The 15010-nt window shown below is 51.5% G+C and carries 13 protein-coding genes; 8 read left to right on the top strand and 5 right to left on the bottom strand.

Features of this window, described 5'->3' with window-relative positions; translation table 11 throughout:
- Positions 1 to 10: 10 nt before the first annotated feature.
- The 3 genes from ssuD to ssuE are packed head-to-tail and all read right to left on the bottom strand — an operon-like array spanning position 11 to position 2799.
- On the bottom strand, positions 11 to 1165 hold the full coding sequence (ssuD, locus tag D5398_RS06710) for an FMNH2-dependent alkanesulfonate monooxygenase (RefSeq protein ID WP_120506907.1): 1155 nt from the start codon (positions 1163 to 1165) through the stop codon (positions 11 to 13).
- 59 nt (positions 1166 to 1224) lie between these two features.
- Positions 1225 to 2199, bottom strand: a complete 975-nt coding sequence (locus tag D5398_RS06705; protein WP_120506906.1) for a sulfonate ABC transporter substrate-binding protein — start codon at positions 2197 to 2199, stop codon at positions 1225 to 1227.
- Between the two features lie 18 nt (positions 2200 to 2217).
- On the bottom strand, positions 2218 to 2799 hold the full coding sequence (gene ssuE / locus D5398_RS06700; RefSeq protein WP_120506905.1) for an NADPH-dependent FMN reductase: 582 nt from the start codon (positions 2797 to 2799) through the stop codon (positions 2218 to 2220).
- A 314-nt stretch (positions 2800 to 3113) separates the two neighbouring features.
- Between ssuE and pyrD the strand changes: the two genes are divergently transcribed.
- Positions 3114 to 4124, top strand: coding sequence for a quinone-dependent dihydroorotate dehydrogenase (gene pyrD, locus D5398_RS06695; RefSeq protein ID WP_120130832.1), 1011 nt, complete (start codon positions 3114 to 3116; stop codon positions 4122 to 4124).
- Positions 4125 to 4308: 184 nt separating this feature from the next.
- On the top strand, positions 4309 to 4854 hold the full coding sequence (locus tag D5398_RS06690) for a cell division protein ZapC (RefSeq protein WP_120130833.1): 546 nt from the start codon (positions 4309 to 4311) through the stop codon (positions 4852 to 4854).
- A gap of 140 nt (positions 4855 to 4994) precedes the next feature.
- On the opposite strand, the gene D5398_RS06685 is transcribed toward D5398_RS06690, so the two are convergent.
- Positions 4995 to 6098, bottom strand: coding sequence for a YcbX family protein (locus tag D5398_RS06685; RefSeq protein WP_120506904.1), 1104 nt, complete (start codon positions 6096 to 6098; stop codon positions 4995 to 4997).
- Positions 6099 to 6208: 110 nt separating this feature from the next.
- Between D5398_RS06685 and rlmKL the strand changes: the two genes are divergently transcribed.
- The 6 genes from rlmKL (at position 6209) to rmf (ending at position 14239) form a co-directional block, all read left to right on the top strand.
- Positions 6209 to 8329, top strand: a complete 2121-nt coding sequence (gene rlmKL / locus D5398_RS06680) for a bifunctional 23S rRNA (guanine(2069)-N(7))-methyltransferase RlmK/23S rRNA (guanine(2445)-N(2))-methyltransferase RlmL (protein ID WP_120506903.1) — start codon at positions 6209 to 6211, stop codon at positions 8327 to 8329.
- A gap of 5 nt (positions 8330 to 8334) precedes the next feature.
- On the top strand, positions 8335 to 10239 hold the full coding sequence (locus tag D5398_RS06675) for an ABC transporter ATP-binding protein (RefSeq protein ID WP_120506902.1): 1905 nt from the start codon (positions 8335 to 8337) through the stop codon (positions 10237 to 10239).
- A gap of 83 nt (positions 10240 to 10322) precedes the next feature.
- A complete protein-coding gene (pqiA, locus tag D5398_RS06670) occupies positions 10323 to 11588 on the top strand; it encodes a membrane integrity-associated transporter subunit PqiA (RefSeq protein ID WP_120506901.1) in 1266 nt (421 codons plus the stop codon).
- On the top strand, positions 11575 to 13227 hold the full coding sequence (gene pqiB / locus D5398_RS06665) for an intermembrane transport protein PqiB (protein WP_120506900.1): 1653 nt from the start codon (positions 11575 to 11577) through the stop codon (positions 13225 to 13227). The genes pqiA and pqiB overlap by 14 nt, the downstream gene beginning before the upstream one ends.
- Positions 13227 to 13796 carry a membrane integrity-associated transporter subunit PqiC gene (gene pqiC, locus D5398_RS06660; protein ID WP_120506899.1) on the top strand — a complete coding sequence of 190 codons (570 nt, stop codon included), beginning with the start codon at positions 13227 to 13229 and terminating at the stop codon, positions 13794 to 13796. The genes pqiB and pqiC overlap by 1 nt, the downstream gene beginning before the upstream one ends.
- 275 nt (positions 13797 to 14071) lie before the next feature.
- A complete protein-coding gene (gene rmf / locus D5398_RS06650) occupies positions 14072 to 14239 on the top strand; it encodes a ribosome modulation factor (RefSeq protein WP_013574871.1) in 168 nt (55 codons plus the stop codon).
- Between the two features lie 188 nt (positions 14240 to 14427).
- On the opposite strand, the gene fabA is transcribed toward rmf, so the two are convergent.
- Entirely contained in the window at positions 14428 to 14946 is a 519-nt protein-coding gene (gene fabA, locus D5398_RS06645) for a bifunctional 3-hydroxydecanoyl-ACP dehydratase/trans-2-decenoyl-ACP isomerase (protein ID WP_120130840.1), read from the bottom strand.
- Between the last annotated feature and the right edge of the window lie 64 nt (positions 14947 to 15010).

Genomic DNA, 15010 nt, shown 5'->3' with positions numbered 1-15010 from the left:
TGTCTTCTCCTTAATGCTGGCTGGCGGTGCGTTTGTTCACAAAGTCATGAGCGACCAGCTCGCCACGTGGCAAAATGGCTTTCTTCACAATGTTGTCATCTTCAGGTTTGGCCAGATCCAGATGCGGGAACAACAACTCACTGACGCGGTACGCTTCTTCGAGATGCGGATAGCCGGAGAAGATAAAAGTGTCGATGCCCAGATCGGCATATTCCTGCATGCGTGCAGCAACGGTCGGCCCGTCGCCAACCAGTGCGGTTCCGGCCCCGGTGCGCACCAGACCGATACCGGCCCAGAGATTCGGATAGATTTCCAGCTTGTTACGGTCGCCGCCATGCAATGCCGCCATGCGGTGCTGGCCCACGGAATCCGTTTTGGCGAAAGCGGCCTGCGCGCGCTGGATAGTTTCGTCATCCACGTGGGCAATCAGTTTGTCGGCAGCACGCCACGCTTCTTCGTTGGTTTCACGCACAATCACGTGCAGACGGATACCGAAACGCACGGTACGTCCTTTCGCAGCCGCTTTGGCACGCACCTGTTCAATTTTCTCTTTCACTAACGCTGGCGGCTCGCCCCAGGTCAGATACAGTTCAACCTGCTCGGCGGCCAGATCCTGCGCTTCGTCGGAAGAGCCGCCGAAATACAGTGGCGGGCGAGGGTACTGAACCGGCGGATGCATCAGGCTCGCGCCTTTTACCTGAATATGTTTACCTTCGTAATCTACCGTTTCGCCTTCCAGCACGCGGCGCCAGATGCGGGTAAATTCAGCCGAGGCTTCATAACGTTCTTTATGGTTGAGATGTAACCCTTCCGCCGCCAGTTCAGACGGGTCGCCACCGGTGACCAGATTAAACAAGGCACGACCACCGGAAAGCCGGTCGAGTGTCGCCGCCTGACGGGCGGCCAGTGTCGGGGAGATAATTCCCGGACGCAGCGCCACCAGGAATTTCAGGCGTTGCGTCACAGAAATCAGGGAAGCCGCCACCAGCCATGAGTCTTCGCATGAACGGCCGGTCGGCAGCAATACGCCACCGAAACCTAAGCGATCTGCGGCCTGAGCAATCTGCTGGAGATAACCGTGGTCAACCACACGGGCACCTTCTTCAGTTCCTAAATAACGGCCATCGCCATGGGTGGGTAAAAACCAGAATACGTTCAGACTCATAGTATTGTTCCTCTCAAAGTTTGCGATTCGTTACCGCTCAGCGGCGGCTAAATTAGGGTTCAGTTGGCTTGTACAGCCGGTTTCCAGATGCGGTCTTTGATTTCGACCGGCTTGGGTAAAATATGATTCTGATAGAACAGGTCGGCGGTTTGCTGCTGGCGCTTTTCTGTTTCGGCATTGACCGGGGTGATAGGCATATCCGGCAAATGATCCAGATACGAGGCGACCACTTTTTCCGGTAATCCCATCGACTGGGAAAGCAGTTTGATGCTCTGTTCGCGGTCAGTTTTGGTCAGCGCATTCGCCTGCGTTAACACATCCAGAACCTGACTGATGAACTGAGGATTAGCCTCGGTATATTTTTTCGGAGCCAGATAGAAGGAACCCGTCTGATGCAACGTCGAGCCGTCAGTCAGCACGCGGACATCCCCCTGAACTTCTGCGGCGGAGTAGTACGGATCCCAGATAGCCCAGGCGTCGACATCATGTTGTTGAAACGCGGCGCGCGCATCGGCAGGCGTCAGATAAACCGGCTGGATATCACTGAATTTAAGGCCTGCCTGTTGCAGCGCACGGAGCAATAAATTGTGCGAGCTCGAACCCTTTTGGAAAGCAACTTTGTGACCTTTAAGGTCTGCCACTGTCTTGATGGGACTGTTGCTGTCGACCAGAATGACTTCCGCTTTCGGTTTCGGCGGTTCTGAACCTATATAAAGAAGATCCGCCCCGGCCGCTTGTGCAAACAGGGGTGGCAAATCGCCTGTGCCACCCAAATCAATGCTGCCGACGTTCAGCGCTTCAAGGATTTGCGGACCTGCGGGGAATTCCACCCAGCTGATTTTGGTGTCCGGGAACCGCTTTTCCAGCAGCTGATGTGATTTCGCCAGCACCAGACCGACGGAGCCTTTCTGATAAGCGATACGTAATTGCGCAGGATCTTTTTCCTGCGCAGAGGCTGTGGCACTGAATATCAGGCTGGTAACCAGCCCGGCAATTACGGGTAGCTGGCGTAATAAAGACAAAGACGCAGGCATGATTAATTCCTTTTAATTTCAGACGCGCAAAGCTTGCGCGGAAAGGGAAGCGACAGACGGAATTTGCGGACGGCGGCGGCTCAGCGCCAGATAAAAGTTCTCCAGTGATTCAGTCAGGCGTTCTTCCAGTGCCGGATCAAGTTTTGCCGGGAACGTTTGATAATCAGAGATCAGGCTGTCATCGGCGAAAACGCCCTGTAAAACTTCCTGCGCTTTCAGCGAGGCCAGAACCGGTTTCAGCGCATAATCGACGGCCAGCATGTGCCCGATCGACCCGGCCGTTGCCAGTGGTAACACGACTTTATGGTCGAGCGCGCGCTCAGGCAGCAAATCCAGCAAGGTCTTCAGCGCGCCGGAGAAAGAAGCTTTGTACACCGGCGTGGCGACAATCAGACCATCCGCACTCGCCAGTTCGGCATTGAGTTGCTTTAATTGCGGGCTGCCGAAATTAGCGAACAACAGATCGTCTGCTGAGAAATCCTGAATATTGTAGGTAAAGACTTCAACACCGCGGCTCGCCAGCCATTGATGGCTGAGCGCCAGCAGGGAAGAGGAGCGGGAAGGTTGTCGCGGGCTGCCTGCCAGGGTGACTACACGCATTTGCTTATTCCTTATAACAATCTGTTATAGAACTATCATTTTTATTAACGAAGTGAAGTAAACCTAGCAGGCAGAGGCGGCACAGCGGAAATCTCAATTTTGGCTATGGAAAGTTTCAAATCAGATAAAGCACTTTTTACGGCGGGTTGAGGCGCAGGCGGGTTAAGAAGGAAAAGTGAATTAAAAGTAACGAAAAGGTAATCGTTTGCGCTCAGAGTCAATTAATCGACCAATATGCCGGTTATCATTTCCAATTAAGCGGCGCTTAGTCGATAATACCGCCCCGTCTAGCCACCGGGAATCCAGGAGTCTCCATGTATTATCCTCTTGTCAGGAAAGCACTGTTTCAGCTCGACCCAGAGCGCGCCCACGAGTTAACCTTTCGTCAGTTGAGCCGTATTTCCGGCACCCCTTTTGAATTCTTGATCCGCCAGTCAGTGCCAACTAAACCGGTAAACTGCATGGGATTATCCTTTAAGAACCCTTTGGGACTGGCCGCAGGCCTGGATAAAAACGGCGAATGTATTGATGCACTCGGTGCAATGGGCTTTGGTTTTATTGAAGTCGGCACAGTCACACCGCGTGCGCAGGCAGGTAATGATAAGCCGCGTTTATTCCGCATCGTTGAAGCAGAAGGCCTGATTAACCGCATGGGCTTTAATAACCATGGCGTGGATAATCTGGTGAATAATGTCAAAAAATCACATTTTGGCGGCATTCTGGGGATTAATATTGGCAAGAATAAAGATACGCCTGTTGAGCACGGCGCAGACGATTATCTGACCTGTATGGAAAAGGTATATCCGTATGCAGGTTATATCGCGGTGAATATTTCTTCGCCTAATACCCCCGGTTTACGTTCACTGCAATACGGTGAAGCGCTGGATGATTTACTGGCGGCGATTAAGAATAAGCAGCTCGAACTTCAGCAGCGTCATCAGAAATATGTGCCGGTTGCTGTGAAGATCGCGCCGGATCTTTCTGAGGAAGAATTGATCCAAATAGCCGACAGTCTGGTTCGGCATAATATGGACGGCGTTATCGCCACCAATACCACGCTCGATCGTAAACTGGTTCAGGGTCTGAATTATTGTGAGCAGGTCGGTGGTCTGAGCGGACGTCCGGTGCAGCTGCGCAGTACAGAAATCATCCGTATGTTGTCAAATGAACTACAGGGACGTCTGCCTATTATTGGCGTCGGTGGCATTGATTCATTAACGGCAGCGCGTGAAAAAATGGCGGCGGGTGCCTCTTTAATTCAAATCTATTCCGGCTTTATCTTCAAAGGACCGGGTTTGATCAAAGATATTGTTACCCACATCTAATATTTTTCATCCTTAAGGCGAGTCAGGGGTTTATTTATTAACCCGGCTCGTCTATATTTTGTCCACTGACCATAATTCAGGCTCAGGATTTGTCTGATATCGTTTCATTATCGAAAACTCTATTATGGTAGTTGAGTGGATAATGCATTCAGGCAAGGGGCATGAGGGCAAACAGGATGACGAAATGAAAATCAAACCAGATGATAATTGGCGTTGGTATTTTGATGCAGAGCATGACCGGCTTATGTTGGATCTCGCCAATGGCATGATTTTTCGTTCCCGCTTCCCGGCTAAAATGTTAACTCCTGATGCTTTTGGAAATATGTCATTTTGCGTCGATGATGCTGCTTTGTATTTTGATTATGAAGAACAGTGCAAAAATATTCGTCTCGCTGCTGAACAACGCGCTGAATTAGTTTTAAATGCCTTAGTCGCTTTCCGCTTTTTAAAACCTCTGATGCCTAAGAGCTGGCATTTCAGTCAGCAGATGCGTCCTTTCCAGCCAGAGAATGGCCAGCTTGCTCAGGTTCAGGTGATGGACAGCGGCGAACAGGCGACATTGCTGGTGGTGGAATCGGGCGATAACGCCAGTCTGTGCCTGCTGGCGCAGGAACGACTGACGGTAGCAGGACGCGGCATGGTACTCGGCGATGCAATCAAAGTGATGCACGACCGGTTAATGCCTGCGGCCTTTCGCGTTGATAGTGATGTGTACGATCAGGCTGTGTAAATTACTCTTCTTACTTCACGTTGCACCTGCGTTGGCTGCGCTTAGTCCCCCGAATCACTTACCTGTGTAAGCTCATCGGGATCCCATCTCTTGTCGCCATCCTGCCACTTGAATTATTGGGTAACTGTCGGAAGCTTTCTTTAACCGAGTACGATATCCGTTGCTGGAATACAACTGCACGACAAAATCGTTCCGTCTTTGCCCACTGCGCTTTCTTTTAGTGGCGCGACGTTCCCTTCTTTTAATGTCATTTTACAGGCACCGCAAATTCCCGCACGGCAGGAATAGGGGATACGTAATCCCTGCAACTCCAGTTGTTCGAGCAAAATCTGCTGATTGTTGCCGGTAAACTCCGTGCCCTGATAATTAATGCGGACTTCCTGAGCGGTGTTCTTTGGCGCTTCGACATTTTCGACCACTTCACCTGCGCTGTAAGGGCGGGGTGGTTTGGTCGCCAGCACCTGAACGCCGTCGCCGGCGCGGATAACGCCGCTGTTGCGGGCAATCATATTCTGACCGAAATCGACGTCGCCATCGCTGGCAGTTCGATAACTCTGCAAGGTTTTCAGTGGTTCGCCACCCGGATGCTTGCGGCCTTTTTCAATGCTGACCGTAGTGAAAATGCAGCGACTGCAGGGTTTCACCAGATCGAAAATGACTTCCCCGATGCGGATGGTCTGCCAGCTGTCTTCTGCGTAAGCGTCCGCGCCGCTGACCACAATATTGGGCCGGAACTGCTCAACCCTGACGCCGCCCGGACAACGGCGTTGCAAATCCTGCATCGACGCTTCGTTGATCAACAGATACGGGAACCCGTCGGCGAAAGACAACGGCACTTCCGGATATTTTTTCACCCGGCGAGTCGGCTCTTCACCCACCCAACGCAGCTGCACATCGCGTTTTAAATACACACTTAACCAGCGATTTACCGGTTCCGGCGCGATGAGTGAGGTAAACTGATTCCCCCAGACTTCTGTCGGTGCGTTATCACTGGCGAAATCGCGGAATTTGACGCTGATATTCTCGCCTTCCGGGGCTGAGATCATCAGGCCATCAGGTAATAAAATCGGAGTTAACAGGACCAGATTCGGATACTGACGGGCAGTAATAAACATGCCTTGCGGATCGGTAATCATGAACTGACGATCGAACGCCAGACCTGTAGGTGTGACCAGCGAGTGAGAAACCTGCAGGCCACGCATTGATTTAACCGGATGAACAAATAAACGTGAAAGAATGGGCACTGAACACTGCCTCTCAGAGGATAAAGTCTTAAGAAGAACCAGAGACTTTATGACAAGCGGCGGGGATTAGCTATAATGCGCAACAATTTTATTTTTGGTGATATGTCGATATGAACTCTTTGTTTGCCAGCACGGCGCGTGGACTGGAAGAACTGTTAAAAAGCGAACTGGAAACGCTGGGCGCGCAAGCCTGCAAAGTTGTGCAGGGAGGGGTGCATTTTGAAGGTGACGATCGCCTGCTGTACCGTAGCTTATTGTGGAGCCGCCTGGCTTCGCGCATCCTGTTGCCGCTGAACGAATTTAAAGTTCACAGCGATCTGGATCTTTATCTTGGCGTGATGGCGATTGACTGGCCATCCGTATTTGGCGTTGAAAAAACCTTCGCCGTGCATTTCAGCGGCCTGAATGACGAAATCCGTAACAGCCAGTACGGCGCGCTGAAAGTGAAAGACGCCATCGTCGACAGCTTTACCCGCAAAATGGATGAACGTCCGAATGTGGCGAAACAGCAGCCCGATATTCGTGTAAACGTCTTCCTGCAACGTGATACCGCCAGCGTCGCGCTGGATCTGAGCGGCGAAGGCCTGCATCAGCGTGGCTATCGTGATCTGACCGGTCAGGCGCCGCTGAAAGAAAACCTGGCGGCGGCGATTGTTATGCGTTCCGGCTGGCAGGCAGGCACGCCGATGGTCGATCCGATGTGTGGTTCCGGTACTTTGCTGATTGAAGCGGCAATGATCGCTGCCGATCGCGCACCGGGATTACATCGCCAGCACTGGGGCTTTACCGGCTGGAACAAATTTGATGCTGAACTCTGGCGCGAACTGACCGCAGAAGCACAGGTTCGTACCCGCCGTGCGGTGCAGGAAACCACTTCCCGTTTCTTCGGTTCTGATATCGATCGTCGCGTGATTGAGATGGCGCGTGCAAACGCCCGTCGCGCCGGTGTGGCGGAGCTGATTAGTTTCGAAGCCGCAGAAGTCGGTAAACTGGTGAATCCGCTGCCGGAAGGCCCGGTGGGTACGGTTATCAGCAACCCGCCATACGGTGAACGTCTGGAAAGCGAACCGGCTCTGATTGCGCTGCACAATATGCTTGGCCGCATCATGAAGACCAAATTTGGCGGCTGGCAGCTGTCGCTTTTCAGTGCATCACCTGAATTGCTGAGCTGTCTGCAACTGCGCGCTGAGCGCCAGTTCAAAGCCAAGAACGGCCCGCTGGAATGTGTGCAGAAAAACTATCAGCTGGCAGAAAACCCGACCGGTGCTGCCGGTGCGCAACTGGCGGATGATTACGCTAACCGCCTGCGTAAGAATGTCAAAAAACTGGAAAAATGGGCCAAACAGCAGGGCATTGAATGTTATCGCCTGTATGACGCCGATTTGCCCGATTACAATGTCGCGGTTGATCGCTACGGCAGCAAAGTAGTGGTGCAGGAATATGCGCCGCCAAAAACCGTCGATGCACAAAAAGCCCGTCAGCGCTTGTTTGACGTGATAAACGCCACCATGTCTGTGCTGGATATTTCATCCAGCCAGCTGATCCTGAAAACCCGTGAGCGCCAGAAGGGCACCAGTCAGTATGAGAAACTGGCTCAGAAAGGTGAGTTCCTGCTGGTTGAGGAATTCAACGCTAAACTGTGGGTTAACCTGACGGATTATCTTGATACCGGTTTGTTCCTTGACCACCGTATCGCCCGCAAAATGCTCGGTGAAATGAGCAAGGGTAAAGACTTCCTCAACCTGTTTGCATACACCGGCACCGCCAGTGTTCATGCAGGTCTGGGCGGCGCGCGCAGCACCACTACAGTAGATATGTCCCGTACATATCTGGAATGGGCAGAAAAGAACCTGCGTGCTAACGGTCTGACCGGCCGCCAGCATCGCCTGATCCAGGCGGATTGCCTGTCGTATCTGGGGATGTGCGACGAACAGTTCGATGTGATCTTTATCGATCCGCCGACGTTCTCCAACTCAAAACGTATGGCCGAAAGTTTTGACGTACAGCGTGATCATCTGGCTTTGATGAAAGATCTGAAACGCATTTTACGTCGTAACGGCACCATTATGTTTTCCAATAACAAGCGCGGTTTCCAGATGGATCTCGAAGGATTGAGTAAGCTGGGACTGAGCGCGAAAGAAATCACCAGCCAAACCCTGTCACAGGATTTCGCCCGTAATCGTCAGATTCATAACTGCTGGCTGCTGTCCCATGCCGGCGAGGAAAAATAAAGTTTATGTCGTTAATTAGTATGTCAGGTGCCTGGCTGTCATTCAGTGACTCGCCGCTGTTGGATAACACCGAATTACACATCGAGCCGAATGAGCGCGTCTGTCTGGTTGGCCGTAACGGCGCCGGTAAATCGACGCTGATGAAAATCCTGAACCGCGAAGTGCCGCTGGATGACGGTCGCATCGTGTACGAGCAGGATTTGATTGTGGCACGTCTGCAACAAGATCCGCCGCGTAATGTTGAAGGCACGGTGTTTGATTTCGTTTCTGAAGGCGTGTTCGAGCAGGCAGAACATCTGAAGGCGTATCACGCTATTTCGCATCTGGTCGAAACCGATCCGAGCGAAAAGAATATGAACAAACTGGCGCAGGTGATGGAAATTCTTGATCACCAGGGTCTATGGCAACTCGACAGCCGTATTAACGAAGTGCTGCTGAAGCTGGGTCTGGATGCCGATACCGAACTGAAATCTCTGTCCGGTGGCTGGTTGCGTAAAGCCGCGCTGGGCCGTGCGCTGGTCAGCGCGCCGCACATTCTGCTGCTTGATGAACCGACGAACCACCTGGATATCGAAAGTATCGCGTGGCTGGAAGATTTCCTGAAAGAGTTCCAGGGCAGCATTATCTTCATTTCGCATGACCGTTCTTTCATCCGCAATATGGCCACCCGTATTGTTGACCTCGACCGCGGCAAACTGGTTTCTTATCCGGGCAATTACGAAGAGTATCTGCTGGCGAAAGAAGAAGCGCTGCGCGTTGAAGAACTGCAAAATGCTGAGTTCGACAAAAAACTGGCGCAGGAAGAAGTGTGGATCCGTCAGGGTATTAAAGCCCGTCGTACCCGTAACGAAGGCCGCGTACGCGCCCTGAAAGCCTTGCGTAAAGAACGTTCCGATCGCCGCGAAGTGATGGGCACTGCCAAAATGCAGGTGGTTGAAGCCTCAAGCTCCGGCAAGATTGTCTTTGAAATGGAAGACGTCTACTACAGCATTGCGGGTAAACAACTGGTCAGCAATTTCTCCTCGCAGGTTATGCGCGGCGACAAAATTGCGCTGATTGGCCCGAACGGTTGTGGCAAAACGACGTTACTGAAACTGATGTTAAGTCAGATTCAGGCAGACAGTGGTCGGGTTCACTGCGGTACCAAGCTGGAAGTCGCTTACTTCGACCAGCACCGTGCCGAGCTGGATCCTGAACGTACTGTGATGGATAACCTGGCAGAAGGTAAACAGGAAGTGATGGTTAACGGCCGTGCCCGTCACGTGCTGGGCTACCTGCAGGACTTCCTGTTCCATCCAAAACGTGCAATGACACCAGTCAAAGCACTGTCTGGCGGGGAACGTAACCGCCTGCTGCTGGCAAAACTGTTCCTGCGACCAAGCAACCTGCTGATCCTCGATGAACCAACCAACGACCTGGATGTGGAAACGCTTGAGCTGCTGGAAGAGATGATCGACAGCTATCAGGGTACCGTGATGTTGGTGAGCCATGACCGTGAATTTGTTGATAATTCAGCTACTGAATGCTGGATTTACGAAGGCAACGGCGTAATCAACAGCTATGTGGGCGGTTACCATGATGCGCAGCATCAGCGCCGTAATCAGCGGCCAATCCGCCAGACTGCGGTCGTGGAAGATAAACCGGCTGCACAACCAAAAGCAGAACCGGCCAAACGCACAGCGAATAAGCTCAGCTATAATCAACAACGTGAGCTGGAACAATTGCCTGCGCAAATCAGCTCACTGGAAGAAAAAATTGAAGCTTTGCAAAAGCAAATGAGTGATGCGAATTTCTTCACACTTCCTCATGAAGAAACTCAGCAGGTTATCACCGCTCTTGCTGCTGCAGAGCAGGAGTTAGAGCAGGCGTTTGAACGTTGGGAAGCGCTGGAAGCGCAGAAAAACGGCTAACACTGCCCCGTCATGTGCCGCGGAATGAAGGATTGTTCCTGCGGCACATGCTATTGCACGTTCCGCAATTGAGGAGTTGGCTTGTGTGTTCTCATGTCCACGATCCGCACATTTTATGTCCCCAATGCGATTTGCTGGTGGCAATCCCTGAGATTGCTGTCGGGCAAAAAGCAAAATGCCCGCGCTGCCACACGACATTGACGTCGCGTTGGAAAGAGCCGCGTCGCCGACCTATTGCCTATGCTGTCAGCGCATTATTCATGTTGCTGTTGTCTAATCTTTTCCCTTTCGTGAACATGAAAGTTGCCGGTCTCGGCAGTGAAGTCACGCTGATTCAAATTCCCCAGGTTTTAGTCTCTGACGATTACGCCAGTATGGCGTCACTATTTATGATTCTGGTTCAGCTGATGCCTGCAATCTGCATGCTGTCCATCATCATTCTATGTCAGGGCACATCAATGCCCAGTCACTGGCAAATCAGTATCGCCCGTACGTATTTTCGCCTGAAAGCCTGGTGCATGGTCGAGATTTTCCTGGCGGGTGTGCTGGTCAGTTTCGTCAAGCTGATGGCATATGGTGATGTTGGCGTTGGCACCAGTTTCTATCCTTTTGTGCTGTTTTGTATTTTACAGCTCAGGGCTTTTCAATGTACTGACCGCTACTGGATCTGGCAGCAGGTTGCCCCCGCGCCGAAACTGGAAAGACCGCTCCGTGTCGGTGAGAGTGGCTTGTCGCAGGGGTTACGTTCCTGCCATTGCTGTATGGCGATTTTGCCAGTCGATCAGAAAACGTGCGGGCGTTGTGAGACTTCCGGCTATGCACGCCGCAAAAACAGTTTGCAATGGACGATGGCACTGCTCATTACGTCTATATTCTTGTATATCCCCGCGAATCTGATGCCAATCATGATAACTCAGGTGTTGGGTTCGCCGATGCCATCCACCATCATGGCTGGCGTTGTGTTGCTTTGGAGTGAAGGTTCTTATCCCGTTGCCATGGTGATTCTGATAGCCAGTATCATGGTGCCGACGCTGAAAATGATTGCGATTGGCTGGCTTTGCTGGGATGCAAACAGTAATAAGCAAATCGACAGGGAAAGATTGCACGTAATTTACGAAGTGGTGGAATTCGTTGGCCGCTGGTCAATGATTGACGTTTTCGTGATTGCGGTGCTTTCGGCTCTGGTAAGGATGGGGCAACTGATGAGTATTTATCCGGACATTGGCGCGCTGCTTTTTGCCAGTGTTGTCATTCTCACAATGTTCGCTGCAATGACGTTTGACCCAAGGCTCATTTGGGATCGCGCTGTAATGAAGTCTGCAAAGGAGCCACAAGATGGCGGGAAATAATATGGCAGAGCAAGACGGAACTGCCAAAGTAGAAAAAATTAAACGCTGGTCGCCAGTGTGGATTGTGCCGATTGTCACGGCATTGATCGGCGCATGGATACTGTTCTACCACTACAGCCATCAGGGTCCGGAAGTGACATTAATCACCACCACGGCTGAAGGTATTGAGGGTGGGAAGACCACTATTAAAAGCCGTAACGTTGATGTCGGTAAGGTCGAATCTGTTACGCTCAGTGAAAATTTGCAGCAGGTTATCATCAAAGCCCGTCTGAACACCGGCATGGAAAAAATGCTGCGTGGTGATTCCGTATTCTGGGTCGTGAAACCTCAAATCGGTCGCGAAGGAGTGTCCGGCCTGAGCACATTATTATCCGGGGCGTATATTCAGTTGCAGCCGGGTAACAAAGGCGAAGAAAAAGAACAATACACATTGGACGATTCGCCACCACTGGCATCGCCTGATGCGAAAGGGATCCGCGTGATCCTCGAAAGTGAGCGTTCTGGCCAGCTAAGCCCAGGCGATCCGGTGCTGTTCCGCGGCTTCCAGGTCGGTACGGTGGAAACCAGCCACTTTGATCCAAAAGCCCGTAATATCAAATATCAGCTCTTTATCCGTGCACCTTACGACACTCTGGTCACTGATAATGTGCGCTTCTGGAAAGACAGCGGTGTGAATTTCGATATGTCGGCCGCCGGTATGCGTGTGGAAATGGGCTCACTGACCACGTTATTCAGCGGTGGCGTCAGCTTCGATATTCCTAATGGCTGGACGCAAGGCGATGCTGCTAAAAACGGCGACGATTACAGGCTTTTCGACGATCAGAAAAGTATTCAGGAATCGCTGTATACCCGTCATATGGATTACGTGATGTTCTTCTCGGATTCTGTTCGCGGGCTACAACCTGGCGCGCCGGTTGAATTCCGCGGCATTCGTCTGGGTACCGTTGCTGAAGTGCCTTATCCGCTGAACGTCCTCAAGCAGCAGATTTCTGATGATTACCGCATTCCGGTGCTGATCCGCATAGAGCCTGATCGCTTTGCTCAACTGCTGGGCAGTAATTTCAATATCGAAGATCATATCCGTGACGGTATCGCTCATGGCCTGAGGGCCTCGATGAAATCCGCCAATCTGTTAACGGGTGCGATGTATATCGATCTGGACTTCTATCCAAACGAGAAACCGTGGAAAGGTCCTCTTGAAATTGCCGGTCATAAACTGTTGCCTACGGTAAGTGGCGGTTTTGCGCAGATCCAACAGAAACTGATGACCACGCTCGATAAGATCAATAACCTCCCGATCGAACCGATGATGCGTGAAGCCACCAGCACGCTGGCGGAAAGTCAGAAGACCATGAAAGCGACGCAGAGAACCATCGATTCCCTGAATGCGATCGTTACCAGCAAGGAAATGAAAGATCTGCCGCAGAACATGCAGCAAACTCTGCTTCAGCTTAACCGCAGCCTGAAAGGTTTCCAGCCAGGTTCTCCGGCCTACGGACATATGGTAAATGACATGCAAAGTCTGGATAAGACCCTGCGTGAACTGCAACCTGTACTGAAAACGCTGAACCAGAAAAGTAATGCACTGATTTTCGCCGCCCCAGGGCAAGATGATCCTCAGCCGAAGAAGGCCAAATAATGATGAAATGGATACCTGTCGTCTTAGCATTATTCCTGACTGCCTGTAGCAGCAGTGATCAAAAAACCTACTACCAGTTGCCGGTGCTCAACAGCGCTCCGGCAACGGGCAGCGCGATGTCATCTGGCATGACATCGCAGCACCATCTGTGGGTTGAAAGGGTCAGTGTGGCGGATTATCTGTCAGGTAACGGACTGGTTTATCAGACCAACGATGTGCAGTACACGCTGACCCAGAATAATCTCTGGGCCAGTCCGCTGGATCAACAACTTCAGCAATCGCTGGTAACTTACCTGCGCCGCGATTTGCCGGGGACTCTGGTTTCCACACAGGCAGTCAATGCAGACGACCAGGACGTGCTGAACGTCAATGTGACCGGATTCCACGGTCGCTACGATGGCTCGGTGGTTATCAGCGGAAGCTGGACACTGAGCCGCAGCGGACAGATGCTTCAGCGTGATTTCACGCTGAACCTGAAACAGAACGAAGATGGTTACGATGCGCTGGTTAAAACGCTGGCTACCGGATGGCAGCAAGAGGCGGGCCAGATAGCTTCACAAATCAGATGATGTTTTTTTAAGCTTAATATTTTTTAAGTAAAACATAAAAAATCCCGGTTTCTTAGTTTTCAGACCCCGGGATTTTTTTATGGCGATCAGCCAGATGAGGTTTTTATCGGCACGATTATCTTGCGCGCAATCGAATAATATAACTCACAAATATGACATTGGCGTGAATTTTGCGCATTGACCTCTCTGCCAATTGCAGCTATTTGTTAGGTGTGGACGCAGAAGCGGGCCACTGTTTTCTTTCCACCTGACCTGAATAATGAGGGATATAAGGCATGAAGAGACAAAAACGCGATCGCCTGGAACGGGCACAATCACGTGGATATCAAGCAGGTATTGGCGGACGCTCTAAAGAGATTTGTCCGTACCAATCGTTAGATGCCCGATCACACTGGCTCGGGGGTTGGCGACAAGCCATGGAGGACAGGGCTGTAACCGCTTAAGCGGCTCCCCTGTCAGAATAAGGAACAACCTCCGCTGCGCGCGGAGGTTTTTGTTTGTAGCAACTGTCATCATACAGCGCTAAAAAGTGTCACGCTTCGTCAAAAACTGTCATGTGCGCTGAATACTGCGCATAAAAAACGGCGAGCCATCAGACTCACCGTTTTATCAGACTCAGCAATCCGCTTTCTTAGAAAGCAGCCGCGTCTTTGAACAAACCGACTTTCAGGTCAGTTGCGGTATAAATCACCACACCATCAACCAGCACTTCACCATCGGCCACGCCCATGATCAGTTTACGGTTGATAACACGTTTGAAATTCAGGCGGTAGGTAACCACTTTTGCGGTTGGAAGAACCTGACCGGTGAATTTAACTTCACCCACACCCAGCGCGCGGCCTTTGCCTTCGCCACCGAGCCAGCCAAGATAGAAACCGACTAACTGCCACATTGCGTCCAGACCCAGACAGCCTGGCATCACCGGATCACCGATAAAGTGACAGCCAAAGAACCATAGGTCAGGATTGATATCTAACTCAGCTTCAACATAACCTTTGCCATGGGTGCCGCCATCTTCTTGCATCTTAACGATGCGATCCATCATCAGCATATTGCCTGATGGTAATGGAGGGCCGCCAGCGCCGAACAGTTCACTGCGGCCAGAAGCTACGAGGTCTTCTTTCGTATAGGAATCGCGTTTATCTACCATGTTCTATGTAAGCCTTATTTTAATGAAGGGCGAAGCTTAGCTTACAGCTGTAAGCTGAACAACT

This window comes from Rahnella bruchi, assembly GCF_003614975.1.
In the GTDB taxonomy this organism is placed as follows: domain Bacteria; phylum Pseudomonadota; class Gammaproteobacteria; order Enterobacterales; family Enterobacteriaceae; genus Rahnella; species Rahnella bruchi.
The sequence above is the reverse complement of the archived record's forward strand: the minus strand, read 5'-3'. Positions and strand labels throughout refer to the sequence as shown.